This is a genomic window from Neobacillus sp. Soil_C_43 (assembly GCF_057656715.1).
Map to the genome: position 1 here is coordinate 626,258 of NZ_JBDGJV010000001.1, position 22,618 is coordinate 648,875.

At 39.9% G+C, this 22,618-nt stretch carries 20 protein-coding genes; 3 read left to right on the top strand and 17 right to left on the bottom strand.

Going from position 1 to position 22,618, the window contains the following annotated elements:
• Complete coding sequence (locus AC3A54_RS03335; RefSeq protein WP_487653311.1) at positions 1-177, bottom strand: hypothetical protein; 177 nt, start codon at positions 175-177, stop codon at positions 1-3.
• 173 nt (positions 178-350) lie between these two features.
• On the opposite strand from AC3A54_RS03335, the gene AC3A54_RS03340 reads away from it, so the two are divergent.
• The gene (locus AC3A54_RS03340; RefSeq protein WP_487653312.1) at positions 351-2,111 is read left to right on the top strand and encodes an N-acetylmuramoyl-L-alanine amidase family protein; all 1,761 of its coding nucleotides are present in this window, start codon (positions 351-353) and stop codon (positions 2,109-2,111) included.
• A 35-nt stretch (positions 2,112-2,146) separates the two neighbouring features.
• Here the strand turns inward: AC3A54_RS03340 and dtd are convergent, their stop codons facing one another.
• From dtd to AC3A54_RS03370, 6 genes are all read right to left on the bottom strand, one after another.
• Positions 2,147-2,590 (bottom strand): D-aminoacyl-tRNA deacylase, encoded by a 444-nt coding sequence (gene dtd, locus AC3A54_RS03345; RefSeq protein WP_487653313.1) that lies wholly within the window; start codon positions 2,588-2,590, stop codon positions 2,147-2,149.
• Between the two features lie 10 nt (positions 2,591-2,600).
• Positions 2,601-4,796 (bottom strand): RelA/SpoT family protein, encoded by a 2,196-nt coding sequence (locus AC3A54_RS03350; RefSeq protein WP_308083052.1) that lies wholly within the window; start codon positions 4,794-4,796, stop codon positions 2,601-2,603.
• Positions 4,797-5,018: 222 nt separating this feature from the next.
• On the bottom strand, positions 5,019-5,531 hold the full coding sequence (locus AC3A54_RS03355) for an adenine phosphoribosyltransferase (RefSeq protein WP_308083051.1): 513 nt from the start codon (positions 5,529-5,531) through the stop codon (positions 5,019-5,021).
• Complete coding sequence (gene recJ / locus AC3A54_RS03360) at positions 5,522-7,885, bottom strand: single-stranded-DNA-specific exonuclease RecJ (protein WP_487653314.1); 2,364 nt, start codon at positions 7,883-7,885, stop codon at positions 5,522-5,524. The genes AC3A54_RS03355 and recJ overlap by 10 nt, the downstream gene beginning before the upstream one ends.
• 97 nt (positions 7,886-7,982) lie before the next feature.
• Positions 7,983-10,247: a protein translocase subunit SecDF gene (gene secDF / locus AC3A54_RS03365; RefSeq protein ID WP_487653315.1), complete on the bottom strand. Its 2,265-nt coding sequence runs from the start codon at positions 10,245-10,247 to the stop codon at positions 7,983-7,985.
• A 140-nt stretch (positions 10,248-10,387) separates the two neighbouring features.
• Positions 10,388-10,684 carry a post-transcriptional regulator gene (locus AC3A54_RS03370; protein ID WP_335545331.1) on the bottom strand — a complete coding sequence of 99 codons (297 nt, stop codon included), beginning with the start codon at positions 10,682-10,684 and terminating at the stop codon, positions 10,388-10,390.
• Between the two features lie 138 nt (positions 10,685-10,822).
• Here AC3A54_RS03370 and spoVB point away from each other — a divergent pair, with 138 nt between their 5' ends.
• A complete protein-coding gene (gene spoVB, locus AC3A54_RS03375; protein ID WP_487653316.1) occupies positions 10,823-12,373 on the top strand; it encodes a stage V sporulation protein B in 1,551 nt (516 codons plus the stop codon).
• A gap of 41 nt (positions 12,374-12,414) precedes the next feature.
• On the opposite strand, the gene AC3A54_RS03380 is transcribed toward spoVB, so the two are convergent.
• Positions 12,415-13,077 carry a DUF421 domain-containing protein gene (locus AC3A54_RS03380; RefSeq protein ID WP_487653317.1) on the bottom strand — a complete coding sequence of 221 codons (663 nt, stop codon included), beginning with the start codon at positions 13,075-13,077 and terminating at the stop codon, positions 12,415-12,417.
• Positions 13,078-13,331: 254 nt separating this feature from the next.
• Here AC3A54_RS03380 and AC3A54_RS03385 point away from each other — a divergent pair, with 254 nt between their 5' ends.
• Positions 13,332-13,691 carry a TIGR04086 family membrane protein gene (locus tag AC3A54_RS03385; protein ID WP_335545326.1) on the top strand — a complete coding sequence of 120 codons (360 nt, stop codon included), beginning with the start codon at positions 13,332-13,334 and terminating at the stop codon, positions 13,689-13,691.
• A gap of 53 nt (positions 13,692-13,744) precedes the next feature.
• Here the strand turns inward: AC3A54_RS03385 and yajC are convergent, their stop codons facing one another.
• The 9 genes from yajC to safA all read right to left on the bottom strand — a co-directional run bounded on the left by yajC (position 13,745) and on the right by safA (position 22,314).
• Positions 13,745-14,032 (bottom strand): preprotein translocase subunit YajC, encoded by a 288-nt coding sequence (yajC, locus tag AC3A54_RS03390; protein WP_335545324.1) that lies wholly within the window; start codon positions 14,030-14,032, stop codon positions 13,745-13,747.
• Between the two features lie 29 nt (positions 14,033-14,061).
• Complete coding sequence (tgt, locus tag AC3A54_RS03395) at positions 14,062-15,201, bottom strand: tRNA guanosine(34) transglycosylase Tgt (RefSeq protein ID WP_308083043.1); 1,140 nt, start codon at positions 15,199-15,201, stop codon at positions 14,062-14,064.
• 28 nt (positions 15,202-15,229) lie between these two features.
• A complete protein-coding gene (gene queA, locus AC3A54_RS03400; RefSeq protein ID WP_335545322.1) occupies positions 15,230-16,258 on the bottom strand; it encodes a tRNA preQ1(34) S-adenosylmethionine ribosyltransferase-isomerase QueA in 1,029 nt (342 codons plus the stop codon).
• Between the two features lie 35 nt (positions 16,259-16,293).
• Positions 16,294-17,298: a Holliday junction branch migration DNA helicase RuvB gene (gene ruvB / locus AC3A54_RS03405; protein ID WP_335545320.1), complete on the bottom strand. Its 1,005-nt coding sequence runs from the start codon at positions 17,296-17,298 to the stop codon at positions 16,294-16,296.
• Positions 17,299-17,311: 13 nt separating this feature from the next.
• Positions 17,312-17,923, bottom strand: a complete 612-nt coding sequence (gene ruvA, locus AC3A54_RS03410) for a Holliday junction branch migration protein RuvA (RefSeq protein WP_335545317.1) — start codon at positions 17,921-17,923, stop codon at positions 17,312-17,314.
• 140 nt (positions 17,924-18,063) lie between these two features.
• Positions 18,064-18,612: a BofC C-terminal domain-containing protein gene (locus tag AC3A54_RS03415; protein WP_308083039.1), complete on the bottom strand. Its 549-nt coding sequence runs from the start codon at positions 18,610-18,612 to the stop codon at positions 18,064-18,066.
• Positions 18,613-18,738: 126 nt separating this feature from the next.
• Positions 18,739-19,431, bottom strand: a complete 693-nt coding sequence (locus AC3A54_RS03420) for a YhcN/YlaJ family sporulation lipoprotein (protein ID WP_487653318.1) — start codon at positions 19,429-19,431, stop codon at positions 18,739-18,741.
• Positions 19,432-19,529: 98 nt separating this feature from the next.
• A complete protein-coding gene (locus tag AC3A54_RS03425) occupies positions 19,530-20,519 on the bottom strand; it encodes a phosphotransferase (protein ID WP_487653319.1) in 990 nt (329 codons plus the stop codon).
• Positions 20,506-22,314 carry a SafA/ExsA family spore coat assembly protein gene (gene safA, locus AC3A54_RS03430; protein ID WP_487653320.1) on the bottom strand — a complete coding sequence of 603 codons (1,809 nt, stop codon included), beginning with the start codon at positions 22,312-22,314 and terminating at the stop codon, positions 20,506-20,508. The genes AC3A54_RS03425 and safA overlap by 14 nt, the downstream gene beginning before the upstream one ends.
• Between the last annotated feature and the right edge of the window lie 304 nt (positions 22,315-22,618).

Below are 22,618 nucleotides of genomic sequence, written 5' to 3' on the forward strand. Positions count from 1 at the left end.
TTAGGATCTCTCTAAATGTTTTTTTAACTTTCTGACATCCCCGATCGTTAATCCAAATTCTGATGCAAGCTCAAACGAAGTGGCATTCTGTTCTTTTTGGATAAAATCGTGGAAATCAACACCGAAAATCCTGCCATCCATGGATTGGATGTTCATTCCTTTTTCACTTGACCTCATAATCAATCACCCCTGCCTATTCTTCAATATTTCTATTATCTCCACCATTGATGAAAAACTTGCATCAATGAAAGGAAATTCACACATATACTGGTCAATTTTAGTAAATAAGGAATGATTTTCAGTTCTAATTACGATAAAATATAATTTAACACTAGAAAAGGAGGGTGTGGATGGTTAAGAAATTTAGTTTCCTGTTATTATCTATCATTCTTATTTTCGGAGCCTTCCTGCCACAAGGAAAAAGTAGTGCTGCAACCGGGACGGTAACCGTTTCTTCTGATTCGGTGAATGTACGGGGTGGACCTGGATTAAGCTATCCTCTTGTAAAAGTTGCCAAGCGAGGCGAGAAATATTCAATTGTAAAAGAAAAAGGCGATTGGATTGAAGTTGAGTTGTCTTTTGGTAATACAGGCTGGGTCGTTAATTGGCTGGTTACAAAGGAAAACATGCCAAAACCATCTAGTACTACTACATCCAGTGGTTCAAAAGGAACGATTGCAAAGGCTAACACCGATCAATTAAGAATTCGTTCAGGTCCTGGGACAAGCTTCCGTATTGTCGGTTTCTTAAATAGAGGGCAAGAAGTGAGCATACTGGACCAAAATGAAAACTGGTACAAAGTTTCCTCCTCATTTGGCGAAGGTTGGGTTACGAGGGATTTTTTAGTCTTAAAAACCGAACCTGCAGATCAACCTAAAGCTACTAGTAATCAAACAAGTTCTGGAATAGTAAATGCGGACACACTTAATATCCGAAAAGAATCGTCTGCAACTGGAACTGTTATTGGAAAGCTAACAAAAGGAACGATTGTATCCATTTATTCTAAAGAAAAGAATTGGCTTGAAATTGGATTCGCCCATTTAAAAGGTTGGGTAAGTGCAGAATTTATTGATACTGATGGAAAAGCAGGGAAGGATACATCTAAGAACGAACCAATCGGTATGAATGGTACCGTCACTGCCAACAGTTTAAGTGTCCGCTCAGGATCATCCTTAAATGCAGTCATTATTGGAACTGTAACGGTGGGACAAAGCTTTCCGATTTTAGAAGAGAATAACAATTGGGCAAAAATAGAATATAAATCTGGCAAATTCGGTTGGGTTGCCGGGTGGTACCTTGAGAAATCTAAAGCATCCACCCAATCTGGACAAGCTGTCAAAGATCGTAACGTTACCATCTTACATAATGGAACAAATATCAGAGCATCAGCCAATGTACAAGCCGATGTAATCGAACGGGCAAATGAAGGTACTTCCTATCCTGTTCAAAACGTTGTGAATGATTGGTATGAAGTTAAATTGAAGAATGGCAAAACGGGATTTGTAGCAGGTTGGATTGTTTCTATCAACAATTCCAAGACACAGATTGAGAAATCGGGTGGAGAAGGTTACCTTAAAAATAAAACAATTGTTTTAGACCCTGGGCATGGCGGCGGTGATAACGGCACTACAGGAGCAAGCGGCACTCTTGAGAAGGAACTGACACTTCGGACGGCTCGATTGTTGTATGATAAATTAAGAGCTGCAGGTGCAGATGTCTACTTAACCAGGAATAGTGATTCCTTTATTCCTCTTCCCTCGCGTGTAAGTACGGCCCAATCTTACAATGCCGATGCATTTATCAGCCTGCATTACGACAGTAATTTAGATCGAAGTGTTCGTGGAATGACTGGCTATTATTATCATAACTATCAAAAATCACTTGCTGATACTCTTTATGCGTCCACTGTGGCACAAACAAAACTAAAAGATCGTGGAGTACGATTTGGTGATTTCCATGTTGTTCGAGAGAATAATCAGAAAGCTGTGTTAATGGAGCTTGGATATTTAAGTAATCCTGAGGAAGAAATGACTGTGAAATCAGGTGTATTCCAAGAAAATGCTGCATCAGGTTTATTTAATGGCCTGGCAAGATTTTTCAAAGGAAATTAGAAAAAGCTTGGCACAAAATTTGTGCCAAGCTTTTCTTATGCTTTACTTTCAACAATCAATGTTACTGGACCATCATTAATTAATTCTACATCCATCATGGCACCAAAAACACCCGTCTCCACATGGATGCCTTTTTCACGGAGCAGGTTGTTAAACGCTTCGTAAAGCTCAACTGCCTGCTCTGGTTTTGCAGCATCCATAAAGTTAGGTCTTCTACCCTTTCGGCAATCTCCATATAAGGTAAATTGCGAAACAGATAGAATCTCTCCCCCAACATCTAATAAAGAATAATTCATCTTTTCATCTGCATCTTCAAAAATTCTAAGGTTTGCAATTTTGTCGGCTAAGTAGGCAGCATCCTCTTGCTTGTCGTCATGTGTAACACCTACTAGCAGAACCAGCCCTTTGGTGATTTGCCCCGCCACTTTTCCTTCAACGGTGACCTTGGCCGCTTTGCTCCGTTGAACAACTACTCTCATGATAAACTCCTTAATTCATAATTCGGCGAACCGAATAAATATCTGGGATTTGCTTAATTCGGTCGACTACCTTTTGCAGGTGGCTGACATTGTGAATCGCAATAGACATACTAATGGTAGCCATTTTATTGCGGTCAGATTTCCCTGTTACTGCTGAGATATTTGTTTTTGTCTCATTAACAGCTTGTAGGACTTCGTTCAGTAGACCTCTACGATCATACCCGCTAATTTCAATGTCTACATTATATTCCTTCCGGTCATTCAAGGATGATTCCCACTCTACCGGAATTAATCTAGACTGGGCATCATTGGAATCTATATTCGTACAATCAGAGCGGTGGACAGAAACACCACGCCCTTTTGTAATAAAGCCAACAATTTCATCGCCAGGTACTGGATTACAGCATCTGGACAAACGGATTAATAAATTATCAATTCCTTGTACTCGAACGCCTGATTCGCGTTTTTTTGTTGAAGGAAAAGCTTTTAAATCCGTAATCGCGTTGGCAATGTTCGCCGACTGTTCCTTGTCACGCTTTTTACGCCATTTCTCAGTTAAACGGTTTGCCACTTGTAAAGCAGTGACACCGTTATAACCCACTGCTGCATACATATCCTCTTCATTTGAAAAATTAAACTTCTCTACGACTTTTTTCAGGTTATCCGGAGTTAAAATTTCCTTAATATCAAACTCCATGTTACGGATTTCCTTTTCGACAAGCTCTTTACCCTTATCGACATTTTCATCGCGGCGCTGTTTCTTAAAGAAAGCGCGAATCTTATTTTTCGCTTGAGAGGTTTGCGCAAGCTTCAACCAATCCTGACTTGGTCCATAGGAATGTTTGGAGGTAAGAATTTCAATGATATCACCTGTTTTTAGACGATAGTCTAAGGTAACCATCTTGCCGTTTACTTTTGCCCCAATCGTTTTATTCCCAATCTCAGAGTGTATCCGATAGGCAAAATCAATCGGAACAGAGCCTGAAGGCAATTCAATGACATCACCTTTTGGCGTAAACACAAAAACCATATCTGAGAACAAGTCAATCTTTAACGATTCCATAAACTCTTCAGCATTTGCCGTATCGTTCTGGAACTCAAGAATTTCCCTAAACCATGTTAACTTTTGCTCAAATGTGGAGCTATCACTAATCGCTTTTCCTTCTTTATAAGCCCAGTGGGCCGCAACCCCGAACTCGGCAATACGGTGCATCTCATACGTTCTGATTTGGACTTCAAGCGGATCACCCTTTGGTCCAATTACCGTAGTATGCAAGGATTGATACATATTTGGCTTTGGCATCGCAATATAATCTTTAAATCGACCTGGCATAGGCTTCCAGCACGTATGAATGATTCCTAAGACCGCATAACAATCCTTAATGCTATTGACTACGATTCGAACGGCAAGCAAATCATAGATTTCGCTGAATTGCTTATTTTGCAAAGCCATTTTACGATAAATGCTGTAAATATGCTTTGGCCGGCCTGACAACTCTGCTTTAATGGAGACTTCACCCATACGGTTTTTTACTTCATCGATAACATCTTCTAAATATTGCTCTCGTTCCGCACGTTTCTTTTTCATTAAGTTAACAATCCGATAATATTGCTGCGGATTTAAATATCTTAATGCGGTATCCTCCAACTCCCACTTAATCTTAGAAATACCAAGACGATGTGCTAAAGGTGCAAAAATTTCAAGTGTCTCATTTGAAATCCGACGTTGTTTTTCCAGCGGAAGATGCTTTAGTGTCCGCATATTATGCAGACGATCAGCCAGCTTAATCAGGATGACACGGATGTCTTGAGCCATAGCAACAAACATTTTCCGGTGGTTTTCGGCCTGCTGTTCCTCGTGCGATTTATATTTAATTTTCCCTAATTTTGTTACACCGTCGACAAGCATCGCCACTTCGCCGTTGAAAGCTACTTCTATATCCTTTAAGGACACAGTCGTATCTTCAACAACATCATGAAGAAAACCCGCTGCCACCGTTGCAGGATCCATCTCCAGGTCAGCTAATATTCCAGCTACCTGTATGGGATGAATAATGTACGGTTCCCCTGATTTTCTATATTGTTCACGGTGAGCATGTTTGGCGAATTCATACGCCTTCCTAACTAACGCAACATGCTCCTCATTTAAATAGTTGCGGGTCTTGTCGATGACTTGGTCGGCTGTTAACACTTGATCATTCGCCATGAAATCACCTTTATTTTCATCTCATTTTATTTATTCAATGTTATTCGTATAAAATTGTTACTAATTTAGAATGATTGTTTCTATTATCAGAAAAAATCACGAAGATGTAAAGAGATTGAAAGCTTTTTTCCAAAATTTAAAGAAATATGTCGAAAAAAATGAAGCGGAAGTTCCGAAATTATATAAAGAGAGCACTCGTTTTCGGAGTGCCCTCTAGCAGGTTTAATAGTGCATTAATGTTAATATATCATAACCGTCGAGTTTTTTACGTCCATCTAAGTAACTTAACTCAACTAAGAAAGCGATACCAGCAACAACTCCACCAAGCTGTTCCACTAATTGGATGGTTGCTTCAATCGTGCCGCCTGTCGCTAACAAATCATCTGTGATTAGTACACGCTGACCAGGTTTGATAGCGTCTTGATGGATTGTTAGAACATCTTTACCATATTCAAGGCCATAGCTTACTTTTATTGTTTCTCTAGGTAATTTACCCTCTTTACGAACAGGGGCAAACCCCAAACCAAGTGAATAAGCCACAGGACAACCGATAATGAATCCACGAGCTTCAGGTCCTACAATCAAGTCGATTTGCCTATCTTTTGCATATTCAACGATTTGGTCTGTTGCATATCTATATGCATCACCATTATTCATTAAAGGGGTAATGTCTTTAAATTTAATTCCTGGCTTAGGCCAATCAGGTACAATTGTAATAAATTCCTTTAAGTCCATTCTTTAATTGCCTCCTCAGTCTCAACTGACTCATGAATCATTTGATCGAACCAGTTTTTTAATTCCTGGAAGGATGAAAACAGTAAATCCTTTTCAAGAGCGTACTGTTTCTGTTTGATTTGATAAGTTCTTGAGTCAGTTAATTCACGCTTCTGCGTTTGATTATTCAAAGTGATAAATCCATTGTTTATTGTAACAAAATCCAGTTCAGAAAACACCTTTGACATAAAGATAATTGTTTCCTGCGACCAGCCGCGGTGCTTGGCAATGACATCTCCGTGACGATTAAGGTCTAATGGTCCCTTTTTTAACAAATATGCATAGAACCATTTAAAATGATCACGAGTCGGTACAGTACTGAAAAAATCACTGGATTCTTTATAAAAATAGGCATAAATCCTTGCCGGTTGTTTCCCTTTAAACAAATCAGATAGGATTTCCATTGATGGCGGGAAGTCCACCAGGACGATATTTGCATGATGTCCGTCAAAGGCCTCTGCTTCTTCTTTTGTTTGAATGAAGGTGATGTCCGGCAGGAAGCTTGCGTTTATTTTATCAAGATGCTCCTTATTGAACACAATAAGCTTTCTGTTTTCGGAAGGTACCGTTTGGGCGATATGGTTGATTCGCTTTTGCCCGCGATAGTCAAATAACTGCCACGATTCAACTGCGAGATCGTGGATAAAGATTTGTGGTTTACGTATATTGTTCCATTCATTAATAGATAATTCTCCAATTAATGAAATTTTTGAGGCAGGAGAGATTTGATCTACTAAAGCTCCTAGTCCAAAGCCAATCCCATCTAGATTGGAACCATCCTCATTTACCAAAACCTTAAGATGATTTTGTTCACTACCAATTTTTCTCATACTGGCAATATCAACATTATTTATTAAAACTTTTGGTTTGGGGTTGTCCATTCCAAAAGGAGAAAGTAAGTTCATTTCATCTAATGAAGATAGATGAACATCTTCAAGACGAACTTCTTCGTCTAGATAGGTGACCGGGATAAGGTGCTTATCCGTTAGCTGGTCTTCTGCAAGGCTATTAAGCCGCTCTCGAAGGTCTGCTACATTATCGAGATTTAAAGTCATTCCAGCAGCCATTGGATGTCCGCCAAAATGAGGCAGAATATCTCTACATGTCGATAAATTTTTAAAAAGGTCAAAACCCTCTATACTTCGGGCTGAACCTTTTGCAATGCCCTTTTCTGAGTCAAAGCATAAAATAATGGTTGGACGATAATACTTATCAACCAGTCTGGATGCAACAATTCCTACTACTCCTGCATTCCAGCCTTCCTTCCCAATGACAAGGACTTTATTGCTGTCAACCGGGTAATTTTTTTCAACGATTTCAATCGCTTCAGCAGTGATTTCATTTACGATGGATTGCCTTGTCTTGTTCAACGCATCCATTTCTACCGCTAGCTGGTGAGCTTCTTCAGGATCATCTGTCAGAATCAGTTGAACTGCCATATCGGCATCTTCTAATCTCCCAACTGCATTAATCCTTGGGGCGAGTGTAAAACCTATCGTTTCTTCATTAATAGCTGTAGGGTCTACTCCAGCTAATTTAAAAATAGCTTTAAGTCCAACATTTTGCGTTACTTTCAGCTTTTCTAAGCCCTTTTTTGCAATGAGGCGGTTTTCATCCGTTAAGGATACTAAGTCGGCAATCGTACCGATGACGGCAATTTCAAATAAATGCTCCGGCACTTCACCATACAATGCATGGGCAAGTTTAAATGCAACCCCTACCCCGGCCAGTTCCCGGAAAGGATAAATGCTATCAGGCAGCTTCGGATGAATGATTGCGAGGGCTTCTGGTAGAACAGGACCCGGCTCATGGTGATCCGTAATAATAAGGTCCATACCAAGCTCTTTTGCTATCGACGCTTCATGCACAGCTGATATTCCTGTATCCACAGTTATAATTAAGTTTATTCCAGATTCCGCAGCATGACGGAATGCACGTTCATTCGGTCCATATCCCTCTGTAAAACGATTCGGGATATAAAATTGTACATTTGCACCAAGGTCACGCAGTGTCATCATTAACACCGAGGTGCTGCTTACACCATCCGCGTCATAGTCGCCGAAAATGAGAATAGGTTCTTGTTTTTCAATCGCATCACGAATTCTATTAACCGCGATATCCATTCCTTTTAAGAGAAAAGGATCATGAAATTCTTCCTTACCAAATAAAAAATACCGTGCAGATTCTACGGTATCTAAACCACGATTGACAAGTAGTGACGCAACTAGAGGTGTTATCTTTAATTCATTTTCCAGTTGTTTAACTAGATGGTCATCAGATCTACGAACAATCCATCTTGTTTTCGACTTTAACATACGTGTGTTCACCCCTCAGACTTTACTATTATACAGGAGGAACAATTCTGTTTCAATCAAAAGAAAAAACCGCAGACCGTCTGCGGTTTTTAAATTATTAAACTTGTGGTTGATCAGAGTATTTTTTCTTTTCTTTTACCGTTTTAATGACGCCTTTTTTATTTAATTCTCTAGCTTTAAACACAACCCATAAAGAAGCTGCAATAAATACAGAAGAGTAAACACCTACAATTAGTCCTACAAACAAAGCAATATTGAAGTTACGAATGGATTCTCCACCAAATATCATCATTGCTAAAACTGTAATTAAAACAGTTAATACTGTGTTAAAGGAGCGAGTTAATGTTTGGCGAATACTTACATTCACAACATCAGCAATGTCTTGGAATGTTCTTAGGCGTTTTTTCTTATGCATGTTTTCACGCATACGGTCAAAGGTAACAATTGTATCGTTGATTGAGTAACCAACAATCGTTAGAACAGCTGCAATAAACGTTAAATCCACTTCTAGTCTCGTGATACTAAAGAAAGCAACCATAAAGAATGCATCGTGCAGTAACGAAGCAATCGCAGCAATCGCCATCGCCAATTCAAAGCGAATGCTTACATAAATAATAATCCCTATTGAAGCGATTAGCAGAGCAATAAGTGCGTTCTTGGCCAATTCTTTACCAACTGTAGGAGAAACTGTACTAACATTTGGCTCAGAACCAAATTCCTTTTTAAAATCTGATTTCAACTCGGCAATTTCATCTTTTGATAAAACACCAATCATTCTTGCCGCGCCAATTTCCTTTTTGTCTCCAGAGATAACGATATCATCAGGTTTCAAGTCATGCTTTTTAAAAGCACTTTCTACTTTCTCTACAGTAAGAGGATTATCAGATAGTACTTCTACGCGCGTACCGCTTGAAAAGTCAATTGAAAGATTCAAACGGAAAACTAAAAGTATAATAACACCTGCAGCAAGAAGAACACCTGATAAAATGAAAAACTTCTTGCGATTCTTAACAAAATCGATTTTGTCAAATCGAGTTGGAAGATCTAACGTATCATAGTTTTCAGCTATATTTTTAATATTTGATTGTTTAACACCAAACCAGCTTGGTTTCTTTTTAAAGATTCCACTGTGAACCCATAGCCCAAGTAGTAATCGTGAACCGTAAACGGCGGTTAAGAAACTCATTAGGATACTGACAATTAACATCGTCGCAAAGCCTTTTACAGAGCTTGTCCCGTAGAAGAAAAGCACTCCGGCTGTGAGGATGGTAGTCAAGTTTGAGTCAAGAATGGATGTAAATGCATTTTTTTCACCAGCTTGGAAAGCTGATTTAATAGATTTACCAACCTTAATCTCTTCCTTAATTCGCTCATAGGTAATAATATTGGCATCGACAGCCATACCCACCCCTAGAATAATCGCGGCAATCCCCGGTAGGGTAAGAACACCATTCATCCAATCAAAAATTAATAAAACTAAATAAATATAAATGGATAATGTAACAGTAGCGATGAAACCAGGGAAACGATAGTAGAAAATCATAAATAGGTAAATAATTGCAATACCAATGATTCCTGCTAAAATCGTATCATTTAACGCTTGCTCACCAAACTTCGCTCCTACAGAAGTGGAATACACTTCCTTAAGCTTGACTGGTAATGAACCTGCATTTAATAGCGAAGCCAATGTTTTAGCTTCTTCAGCTGTGAAGCTACCAACAATGGAAACTGAATCTTGGTTAAATATTTGCTTTACTGTTGGAGCTGACAAATATGTTGGATTTGGTTTTGTTACCTCATTTTTAAAGGAATCTTTTCCTTCTTGAAAATCAAGCCAAATAACTAGGACGTTATTTGGAGCCATATTCATAATTTCTTCTGATACTTTTCGGAACTTATCAGCGCTCTTTAATGATAGAGAAACACTTGGTGCTCCGTTTTCGTCAAATGTCTGCTTAGCTCCACCCTGCTTTAAATCTGATCCGTCCATCATTAGACGATCATTGGCATCGCGGAAGGTTAAGTTCGCTTGTGTTGACAGAATTTCACGGGCCTTGTTTTGATCCTTAACGCCAGCAAGTTGAACACGAATCCGGTTATTTCCTTCAATTTGAATACTTGGTTCACTTACACCCAGAACATTAATACGCTTGTCCAGCGCTTCAGCGGTACTGGCCAATACTTCCTTGTCAATTTTTTGACCTTTCTTCGCTGGCTTAACCTCGTACAAAACCTCAAATCCACCTTGAAGGTCCAGTCCAAGCTTAATATTGTTTAAAATGTTCTTTGCTGTTGCTCCCATTGTGCTTCCAATAATAAGGACCACAAGAAAGAAAGCAATAATTCTACTACGTTTTACCATTATGTATTGTTCCTCCTTAGTGCATGTGCATTTGCACTGTTACGTAAAAACTCTTACAAGCCTTATATAATAATAACAATAAAGTCACTGCTACCATTATGGAATAACTAAGAAAAGCTGTCAATTTGAAAAACGTGGGATTATTTCAATAACTCTTTCAATTCATTCTCATCATCAAAAGAAAACTCCACAGTTTTATATGCCTCAATGGTTGCATAGCTCATATAATCACTTACTCTCACAGAAAGAATTTCTTGGATAATCTCGTATAGTTTCATTTCATCCTTTATTTTTTTCCACTTTTTCTTTATTAAGAAATTCCAAAGCTCATTCTCCGATACAGAATCATATCCAAGCAAGTGAAATTCAGAGAGTTTACTTGCTAATGCGGGTTGTACTTGGATACGAAAATGATCGTATAGCTGGCTATTATCCATTCAAACTGCCCCCTTGGGGAAACCCCCTGATTAATTGAACCTTGCAAAAAGCTCTTACTACTTGTCATGCTTTGTCCACCCTTAGGCATATAGTTAATTGTATATGAATTCTTCTTTTTTGAGAAGGTGGGAATCAGCATGTCGAAGTTTTTAAAAGGGACGTTTATCCTATTAATTGCAGGATTTATTACAAGGATACTTGGTTTTATTTATCGAATCGTTCTAGCGCGCAGTATTGGTGAAGAAGGCGTCGGTTTATATATGATGGCATATCCCACGTTTATTCTTGTGGTCACGATTACACAACTCGGGCTTCCAGTAGCTATTTCTAAAAATATTGCAGAGGCAGAGGCAAGGCGGGATTATGCGGAAATAAAAAAAATACTTGTAGTCTCCCTTGCCATAACCATTGGATTATCAATTATTATCACACCTGCTTTGATTTTACTGGCGCCATTTTTATCCACTACGCTTTTTACCGACCCAAGAACGTATTATCCACTCATGGCGATTGCACCAGCACTACCTATTATTGCGGTCTCTTCTGTTTTACGAGGATACTTTCAGGGACGCCAAAATATGCGCCCGTCAGCCATCTCTCAAGTATTAGAACAATTTGTAAGAATATCCATCATCGCAACAGCAACAAAAACATTCCTGCCTTATGGAGTTGAATACGCTGCAGCGGCAGCAATGGGGGCTTCGGTTTTAGGGGAATTACTATCACTCATTTATCTTTTAACTATGTTTAAATTAAAAAAACGATTCAAGCTCAGAAAGGATTTCTTTCAATTTATCCATAAGGGAAAACGAACCTTTAAGGATTTAATGGAGATTGCCATTCCAACTATGGGAAGCCGAATGATTGGTTCGATTGCATGGTTCTTTGAACCGATTGTAGTAGCACATAGTTTAGCTCTTGCAGGGGTAGTTGCCGTGAATGCAACGAAACAATACGGTGCCTTAACCGGCTATGCCATGCCGTTATTAATGCTTCCTTCTTTTGTTACCTTTTCATTAGCTACTTCCCTTGTCCCGGCAATCAGTGAGGCAAATTCGAAAAATAATCATAAATTAATTGAGTATCGCCTCCAGCAAGCATTAAGGTTCGTCTTTTTAACAGGAGGACTTGCTGTGATTGTACTTTACGTACTCGCTAACCCGCTCATGCAGCTTATGTACGGTTCTGCCAAAGGATCTTACTTCATTCAGATTATGGCACCATTTTTCCTTTTTTATTACTATCAAGGCCCACTACAAGCCGTACTACAAGCACTAAACCTTGCAAGAGCAGCAATGATTAATAGTTTAATTGGTGCGGTGGTTAAAACAGCCGTCATTTTCCTACTCGCTTCCCAGCCTTCCTTTGGCATTACCGGGGCAGCACTAGGAATTATCGTTGGCTTTGTCCTTGTTACGGGTCTACATTTCGCGACAGTTTTAAAAAAGGTTTCATTTTCCTTTTATATCCGGGACTATGTGAAGGGATTCATAGCAATGGGAGTAGCTGCTTGGTGCGGCTACTGGCTTTTCGAAAATATCTTATTAGAGACACATTTGGTGATACGTGTCGCTTTCGCAGCCTTTTCTATGACCTTATCTTATTCAATCCTGCTCCTTATTTTTGGTTTAATCAAAAAGGATGAGCTTAAACGAATTCCGTGGATAGGAAAGTTTATTAACTTATAAAAACAGAAAAGGTTGACCCAATCTAAAGGGTCAGCCTCTTCTTAGTCTTCATCCTGTAAGTCAATGTAGAATTCTCCATTCTCATAGCTACAAAAGGAAATTTTCTTAACATCACGGTATCCTTTTTTCTTCAGTTCTTGGCGCAGCCATAAATTTGTCTTATTAATTCTTTTTAAGTTTTCTTCTTCAATCGTCCCATCTAAGATTAATGGGACAGTAATATCCCCTTGCTTTTGCTGTTCCTTACTATTCTTTAATTTTTCAATTACTGACAAACTACCTGAGGATTCTAATATCGCAAATTCCACATCCGCAATGCTGCGAATATCCTTCTCCCTTAATTGGGTCATTAAATCATCAAAATTGTAGCGTTGCTTCCGCATTGCATTTTCATCAATTTTCCCTCGATTAATTATAATGCTGGGCTGGCCATCTACTATATCCCGAAATCTTTTACTTTTTAAAGAAATCAAGGCGAGTGAAATTTGGATAACCATGAGTATAACCATCGGTAAGATCGCATGAGAAATACGTACATTTGGCCTTTCAATGGCAACGACCGCAAGTTCACCAATCATGATAAAGACGACAAGATCGAGGATACTTAGCTCCCCAATTTCCCTCTTTCCCATGAAGCGAAAAATAAGCAAGATGAGGAAATAAAAGAATAGCGTTCGAACTACAATTGTTATAAAATCTTCCACATTTGTCTCCCCTTTTTTCCATTCAATTTCATTGTTTGCATTTTTTTAAAAAAAATAAGGAGAATTATTTTCCAACACTTTTAAAATGAGGAAAATCATAAAATTTTAATTCTACTTTTCTTCTTCCACGAATACGCTTGTACTAGGTAAAAAACTGTTTCTAAGGCCTGAGACATAACCAAGTAGAGAGTCAGGCCTAAGGCAACTGAAGGAGGAGAGCTAAAATCGAATCAAAAAGCTTTGGTACATCCATTTTGTACGGATTAATTTTCATCTTTGCCTTTGCAGTGATTTCAAGCCTTATTTTTGCGTTTATTCTAAGGTATACCTCTGCTAAAGAAGGATCACTTCAATATGTAATTACGGCCTTATCCTTTATTGGGCTTTTTGGAGGAGGATTTCTTTCAGGAGGAAAGCGGAAAGAAAAAGGCTGGCTAATTGGGGGATTAACTGGTCTAATTTACTCCATTGTTGTTTTCTTATTTCAATACTTAGGCTATGATCGCCTCTTTAGCGCAGAGCAAGTCATTTATCATACTTGCTATACACTTATCGCCATGATGGGTGGAATTTTAGGGGTTAATATTTCAGCTGGCAATACAAGGTCTGCGTAACCAAAAATGAAAAAAGGAAGCCATTTTGTAAAAGGCTTCCTTTTTGTGTACGATTATTTTGTTAAACTAACGCTTCCCTCACCAGCTTCAGTGACTTCACGAATAGCAGAACGATCGTATGTAAGACGGCTGCCGTCTCCACACTTAATGACTACTTTATTATCATCGATTGAGTCAACAAAACCGTGTAATCCACCAATCGTAACGATTTTATCACCCTTTTTCAATTCGTTTTGCATGCTCGCAACCGCTTTTTGACGCTTTTGCTGTGGGCGAATTAATAGGAAATAAAATAACACAAACATTAATATTAATGGAATGATTGTACTAATTCCTTGCATCTTGTTTCCCTCCTTTCAAAAAGGTTCTATTAGAAATTTTTCGCGTTCGGTTTATTAAAACCATAACGTTCAAAAAACTCTTCGCGGAAATCACCAAGCCTGTCTTCCATGATGGCTTGTCTGACCTGCTCCATTAATCTTAACAGAAAATAAAGATTATGGTAAGACGTTAAACGAATTCCGAATGTTTCATCACATTTAATCAAGTGGCGAATATAGGCTCTACTATAATTTCGGCAAGTATAGCAATCACAATTTTCATCAAGCGGTCCAAAATCTCTTGCGAATTGTGCATTTTTTACAACAAGTCTACCTGTACTTGTCATTAAGGTACCATTTCTGGCTATTCGGGTTGGCAATACGCAATCAAACATATCAATTCCACGAATGGAGCCATCAATTAATGAATCTGGTGAACCCACACCCATTAAATACCTTGGTTTATCAGATGGTAAAAGCGGAGTTGTGAACTCAAGCACACGATTCATCACGTCTTTTGGTTCCCCTACCGATAAACCACCAACCGCATAACCAGGGAAATCAAGGGACGTAAGATCTTTGGCACTTTGCTTACGTAGTTCCTCAAATTCTCCACCCTGTACGATTCCAAATAATCCTTGATCTTGCGGGCGTTGGTGGGCATTTAAACAACGTTCAGCCCATCTCGAAGTACGTTCGACTGATTTCTTCATATACTCAAAGGTAGCAGGAAATGGCGGGCACTCATCAAAGGCCATCATAATATCCGAACCTAAAGCATTTTGAATTTCCATTGCTTTTTCAGGTGATAGGAACAGTTTCTCCCCGCTCATATGGTTCCTAAAATGAACCCCTTCTTCTTCAATCTTTCGGAACTCACTTAAACTGAAAACCTGAAAACCGCCGGAATCTGTTAAAATAGCCCGGTCCCAGTTCATAAACTTATGAAGGCCGCCAGCCTCCCTAATGATTTCGTGTCCTGGTCTTAACCAAAGGTGATAGGTATTACTTAATATAATCCCGGCACCCATTTCTTTTAGATCTTCAGGTGACATGGTTTTCACGGTTGCAAGTGTTCCAACCGGCATAAAAGCTGGTGTATCAAACGAACCGTGCGGTGTGTGCACCCTTCCTAAGCGTGCTCCTGTTTGTTTACATGTTTTAATTAACTCATAACGAATTGCAGTCAAATTTATATCTCCTTCCGTGTGCATAAACTTAGATGAGCAACATTGCATCCCCAAAACTGAAGAAACGATATCGTTCTGAAACAGCCGTCTCGTAGGCATGCAAAATATTCTCTCTTCCAGCTAATGCACTAACAAGCATAATCAAGGTTGATTTAGGTAGATGGAAGTTAGTAATCATCCCATCGATGGCCTTAAAGGTATAGCCTGGGTAAATAAAGATATTCGTCCAGCCACTACCTTCAACAAATCGACCATCATTTGCAGACGCAATGGTCTCCAATGTCCTTGTTGAGGTAGTTCCGACTGATATAATCCTTCCCCCGTTGCTTTTTACTTCGTTTAGTAATCGGGCAGTTCCATCTGTCATCATATAAAATTCAGAATGCATATCATGCTCCAACACATCCTCGACATTCACAGGACGGAAGGTGCCAAGTCCCACATGAAGCGTAATAAACGCTATGTGGACACCTTTTTCTCTTATTTCGTCCAATAAGCTTTCTGTAAAATGAAGGCCAGCTGTTGGCGCTGCTGCTGATCCAGGCTCACGGGCAAATACCGTTTGGTATCTTTCCCGATCATCGAGCTGTTCTTTTATGTAAGGCGGCAAAGGCATTTCACCCAATTGATCAAGAACCTCGTAAAAAATACCTTCGTATTTGAATTCCAATACTCTTCCACCATGTTCAGAGGTGGCTGTACAAACAGCGGAAAGAAGACCGTCACCAAAGTCGATAACTGTTCCTTCTTTTACTCTTTTTGCAGGTTTTATTAGTGTTTCCCACTGGTCTCCTTCCAGTTGTTTTAACAGGAGGACTTCAATTTTAGCACCAGTGTCTGTTTTAACACCAAAAAGGCGTGCAGGCAATACCCTTGTGTCATTTAAGACAAGGCAGTCCCCTTCACGCAAATACTCTGTAATATTTTTGAATACTTCATGCTTAATTTCGCCTGTTTCCTTATTTAAGACCATTAATCGGCTGTCTGTCCGATTTAATAATGGAACTTGTGCGATTAATTCTTCAGGCAAATGAAAATCAAATAAATCTACTTTCATATTATGACATCCCTAATCTGTTTAAAATGAGTTACCTATTGTTGAGTGGGTACTTCCATACCAAAATGTTGATAGACCGCTGATGTAACCATTCTGCCTCTTGGGGTTCTCTGTAGAAAGCCTATTTGCAGCAGGTACGGTTCATACACGTCTTCAATCGTTTCTGCTTCTTCACCAATCGAAGCGGCGATGGTATCAAGGCCGACTGGGCCGCCGCGAAACTTTTCGATAATTCCTTTTAGTAATTTGTGATCTATATGATCGAGGCCAAGCCTATCTACCTGAAGCAACTCCAATGCTTCTCTAGCAAGAAGTAGGTTTATTGTACCATTACCCTTTACTTGAGCAAAATCCCGCACTCTTCTAAGGAGGCGGTTCGCAATCCGTGGGGTTCCTCTTGATCTTCGAGCAATTTCTGCTGCAGAAAGCTCGTCAATTTCTGTGTCAAACAACTCAGCTGTACGTAAAACAATGTTTTTTAGCTGATCTTCCTTATAATACTCGAGCCTGCTTAAAACTCCAAATCGATCGCGTAATGGAGCTGATAAAGAACCCGCCCTTGTTGTCGCCCCCACTAGGGTAAATGGAGGAAGGTCAAGCCGAACAGAGCGTGCACTAGGTCCTTTACCAATCACGATATCAAGGCAAAAGTCTTCCATTGCTGGATACAAAACCTCTTCAATTGTTCGCGGCAGTCGGTGGATTTCATCTATAAATAGCACATCCCCGGGCTCAAGTGCAGTCAGAATGGCTGCAAGGTCCCCAGGTCTCTCAATGGCAGGTCCAGCAGTGGTTCGAATGTTTACGCCCATCTCATTGGCAATAATCACGGCCAGTGTCGTCTTCCCTAAACCTGGAGGTCCATAAAGGAGAACATGGTCTAAGGTTTCGTTTCGAAGCTTGGCTGCCTTAATAAAAATTTCTAGGTTTTCCTTTACCTGGTTCTGCCCAATATATTGCCTTAAGGTCTGGGGTCTCAAGCTTTGTTCAATATTTATTTCGCTCTCATTCACTTCACTTGAAATAATCCGCTCTTCCATCCATCATCACCACCTATTTTAAAAGCCGCTTTAGTGCATTTTTAATGTATTGGTCTGTTGACAGTTGTTCTTTTCTTAATTCAGGTGAAATCTTTTTAATTTCCTTTTCTGAATAACCGAGAGCCTTTAAAGCAAGAATAGCTTCTTCAAAAGCTGAATTGGTTCCTTCTGTATGTATAGGAAGTTGATCCGCATTGAATAAATTCGGGAAAAAGTCTGGAACGATATCCTGTAATTTCCCTTTTAAATCAAGAATCATTTGACGGGCTGTCTTTTTACCAACACCTGGGAATTTCACAAGGAAACTTTCATCCTCATTTTCAATGGCTGTTACCACTTGTTGTACCTCACCTGAAGCAAGAATCGCGAGTGCTCCTTTGGGCCCGATTCCAGATACATTTAATAATTTAGTAAACAACCTTTTTTCTTCTCGGGTTTCAAACCCGTACAGGGCCATAATATCTTCTCGTACATAATGATACGTGTAGACAGTAACCATTGTCTCCAATTTACCAGAATAAATAAACGGATTGGGTGTGAAGATTTGATAGCCAACCCCATTGTTTTCCACCACGATATATTCTGGACTAATAAATTCAACAGTCCCTTTTATAAATTCATACAATACCATTCTCTCCTCTAGTTTCCTGTTGCTCTCATATGCACTGTCTTTCATTTTAACATAAGAATGAAATGGAATTGAAGAAAATAGGTCATAGAAAGAAAAAATCAGGCTGAATGCCACTCAGTCTGATTGAAAAAGAACTATTCTTTTTTTATAGAGTACGGCTTGAAGGTTTCTAACACTTCAACATAATGATCTTTTGATTTAATAGGTATTCCTTGGATCAAATCTTCTTGAGTTTTACTTTCTAGCCTCTTAATATCTATTTGAAAAAAGGATTGTATGATTTTTGAACGGTCTGGTCTACCATTGAAAATAGTCAACACCCCGTCTTCAGTGATTCCAAAAAAGCCATTTGCTTTTAAAAGTGGGGAGATATCATCTACTTGTCTTCTAAATACCATAGTGTACTCATCCATATCAACCATCTGCCACTGGTCATATTTTGCCCAAAAATTCTCCATTGACCAGCAAGTCTCGTGAACTACTTCTTGGCTAATCTCTCCATCTAAATAGACTCTTTCTAAAATCACCGTCATGTGCAGTGGTTCTTTCTTCTGTTGATTTAGCGGGGGTTCTTGTTGTGCAGCGGAGCCTGTGATTCCCGGTGCCCAGCCACTAAACATGAAGAGAGTAACAGCAAAAACGGCTATTCCAAACCGGTACATTGCTACCCAAGTGAACCTCATGCTCCTCACCTCTTATTGTTAAAAATTGAACATAATTTACATTCCTAGTTTAGCCTTAAATTGGCTTTTTATCCGTCCTATGTTTTTCACATAAAAAGAGCAAAGCCCGAAGCTTTGCTCTTTCCCTTATTGTCCCCATTTATGAGGTTGACTATCGTTATGCTTGTTGCGATCGCGTCCCATGGTTCCCTCATCTGTTAACACGGTAACCTTTCTTCCCTTTGTGTAAGGCATAACGGCTTTCTTAATCGCTTTTTTTGTATCGGCTGCCTTGTTGTTATCAGCTAACTTCACTGAAACAATTACCGTATTCCCATAGGCAACTGACCGTACGTCCTGTACATTATTAACCGATGCGACCTTCCTTCTGATTTTTGCCGTAACATTATCTTGAAAATTAGAATCGGTAGCTACGCCCGTGTTTCCAGTATTTTTACTTAAATGACCGTGATAATTCATATCACTGGTACTGAATCGATTATCACGTTGAAAAAAATTCCGATCCTTAGCTGCTAACGGTTTCGTTGGATTAATCGGATTGCCATTTTCGTCCCTATTCTGAAGGACCTTTCTGTTATGCTCCGTTGTCTGCTGGTCCTCATTCCCAATCGTATGATCCATTATTTCTGTTACTCCACCATCATTATCACCAAATAGATTATCTTGTGATGGATGGTTTTCATTGGAGTAATATCCCATCGGCTGTGCTACGTTATTTTTCCCATTAACCCCTGCACGATTATTATTATCCCCATTACATCCTGCCAGCCCAATTGTCATGATGGCTGAAAGAGGAATTATCCACTGTTTCTTGTTCAAGCGAAAAACCCCCTAAAATAACATCCTGAGAGTGACCCCTTTTTGAGTCCATCTCATTTATAGGTTGTTATTTTATAGGGGATTTCATTCTGGCAAAATCATTTTACTATTTCCTGTATTTGGTCAACAAATCTTTTTCTTGCATAATACTGTTTAATCGATAAATCGGTTACTTGCTTTAATTTTACAGAATCAGTGTACGACTTTTCTCTAATTAACCGGTTCCATTCCCGAAAAATATCAGCTGGATAGGCTAGTGCATACAGAAAGGCCTCTTCATGAGCATATTTTTTCATTTGGTTATGCTTGATAAGCTTTTCAAATGACCAATCTATTGAAGGAAGAATTCGGTTTGCGTATTGTAAATAATCAAAAGCAGGTGGACCTATACAGATTAAATCAAAATCAATTAAATGCAAACTCCCCCTGTGATCGCGTAAAAAATTATGATGCGCTACATCACCGTGTAAAATCACGAAGGGGTCCTTGAAAAAATGACGATACTTTTTTTCCATTCCAGCAAGAGCCCATTTGGCCCAAGAAACCATATCCGCTAAGACTAACTCATTGATAAAATACTTTATAAAAGGAAAATTAGCGGTGAACATATTGAACCGATCTGTCCACTTTTCAAGTAGATGTCCTTTAGGAAGTAAGGTACGATATCTGGCCTCAAAGAGACTCGTGGTTTGATGGAATTGTTCTAGAAGTTCCAGTCCTTCTTGCCGATTCTTTTCAGTATGGAAAGAAAACGCTGTTTTATGTGGAAGCAGATATTCAATACATCCAAAATAAGTCCCTTCAAAAAATAGCTGTTCCTTTACTAAAGGGGTTAAATAGGAATAGGTTTTTGTAAATCCTTCCTTTTTCAGTGTATCGGTAAAGACTTCTTGAAGTCTAAGTCTGCTATTGGTGGAATAGCCTTTTATAATGTAAGTATTTTGCTCCGTTTTCAAAAAAATAACGGTTTTTCGGAGCGGTACAAACTGGGTAATCCTTTCATAAAACTGGGACTGAAAATAAGAGAAGAGACGATCATAATACTCATCGTCTCCTTTTTTGTTGGCTGACATATTAATTGCTTTCATCACGGTAACCAGGCATACCGTAAGGAGCGCTTCCTGGTACTCCCATTCCATAAGGATTCATATATGGTGGCTGAGCGACATTCATTGGACCCGTATAAGGAGCACTGTAAATAGGTGGAGTTGGTGGTACAAATGTTGACGGCATTGCTGCAGGAGCACTTTCAGCGGCAGGCATGGCACCCATATAAGGTGTTGGCACAGGACCACCACAACCACAGTCACCCATTGCACCTGTACTTACCGGAAACCCTTGAGTTGGATAAGGGTTTTGCATGTAAGGCATTTGACTGCCTGCAACAGGCATCATCATTTCTGGTGATTCAAAATCAGTTACCCCATATGGGTTCATACCGCCCATTTGTGGATATCCGTAAGACATTTGGCCACCCATACCATAAGGATTTGTCATTCCTGGGTTACCGTACATCGTTCCCGGCATCATTGGAGCCGCTGTCATGGATTCTCCCGGGTTCTGTGATGGCATTGTAGTTGGAGCGGACCCCATTGGCATTTGACCATATCCTGCTGGCATCTGGCCGTAGCCCATTGGCATTTGACCCATTCCTGTTGGCATCTGACCATAGTCCATTGGCATTTGACCCATTCCTGTTGGCATCTGGCCATAGTCCATTGGCATTTGACCCATTCCTGCTGGCATCTGGCCATAGTCCATTGGCATTTGGCCCATTCCTGTTGGCATCTGACCATAGTTCATTGGCATTTGGCCCATTCCTGTCGGCACTTGACCATAGCCTGCTGGCATTTCTCCCATTCCTGTCGGCATCTGACCGTAGCCCGCTGGCATTTGGCTATATCCAGCTGGCGCTGGCATTTGACCGAATGCTGCTGGGTCCATGTAAGGATTTTGCATCTGCTGCTGGAATCCTGGGTTCTGTGCACCCATCATTGCTCCTGGGTTGTATGCTGGATTCATGACAGGCAATTGTGGCATAAAGGACGATGATTCATCATCATGGAAGTACGGACTTGCCATACCTGGTGCAGCCGCTGTCATTGGTGCTATGCCTGGATTTCCTGGAACCATACCTGGTGCAGGCATACCCATACCCTGCATTTGCGGATATGGCGTCATTGGCATCATCGGGAATCCACCAAATGGTGGGCAAAAACCCGGACCTGGCATGACTGGTGTCATAGGAACACATTGTTCTTGAACCGGCATTTCCGCAATAGGGGCTTCAACTGGCGGCGGTGCAGGAACAAAGTTCTCTTTAATTGGCATTTCTTTCATAGGCACTTCTTTTATAGGCATTTCTTTCTTCGGAACCTCTTTTACTTCTGGAAGGATATTGGCTGGTTTAGGCGGCAGCTGAGGTTGCTGAACCGTCATATTTTGCATATTCATCATGTAATAATTGTTAATATCAATTTCTGGGACGATTTGTAGAGGCATTTTGGGAGTATAAGGTGTTTTCGGTACTTCTTTTACGATCGGTTTTTCCTTGGCAATTGGCACTTCTTTTATAGGTGCTTCTTTTTTAATTGGTGCCTCCACCATCGGCATTGGCACAGGTTTCTCTTTGGCGAACGGTTGCTCAGCAATCGGCTTTTCTTTCTTTACACCTAAATTGATTGTTGTTTCCGGTTTCGTTCCCATAGGGGCTTCTTTCTTTATGCTTCCTCCTGTTGTTGGAACTTTTATTTTCATACCGGGCATAATCATATCAGGGTTGCTGAGCTGTGAATTAAGCTTCTTCAGCTCTTCAAAATTCACGCCGTACTTCTTGGCGATCTTCCAAAGAGTATCCCCTTTCTGTACGATATGGATCTTCACTCTGATTTCCCTCCTATGCATAAGTCCATATAGTGTATGTGAAAATGGGCAAAGTGCTATCATTCTTCAAAAAAACTTATGCTGCTTTTTGAAAAAATATGTATAAGGTCGTAAGAAAGGACAGATACCTTGTTTTTTGCTACATGCATAAGGCACCATAATCTGTCTGTTGATTTCCGCTCCAGGAGCGAGCGGTTCGTGGGTGTTTCGGCGAGCCTCCTCGGCGAAAAGCGCCTGCGGGGTCTCCCCTGAACCATACTCCCACAGGAGTCTACGCTCCTTCCGCTCCAATCAACAGGTGTTT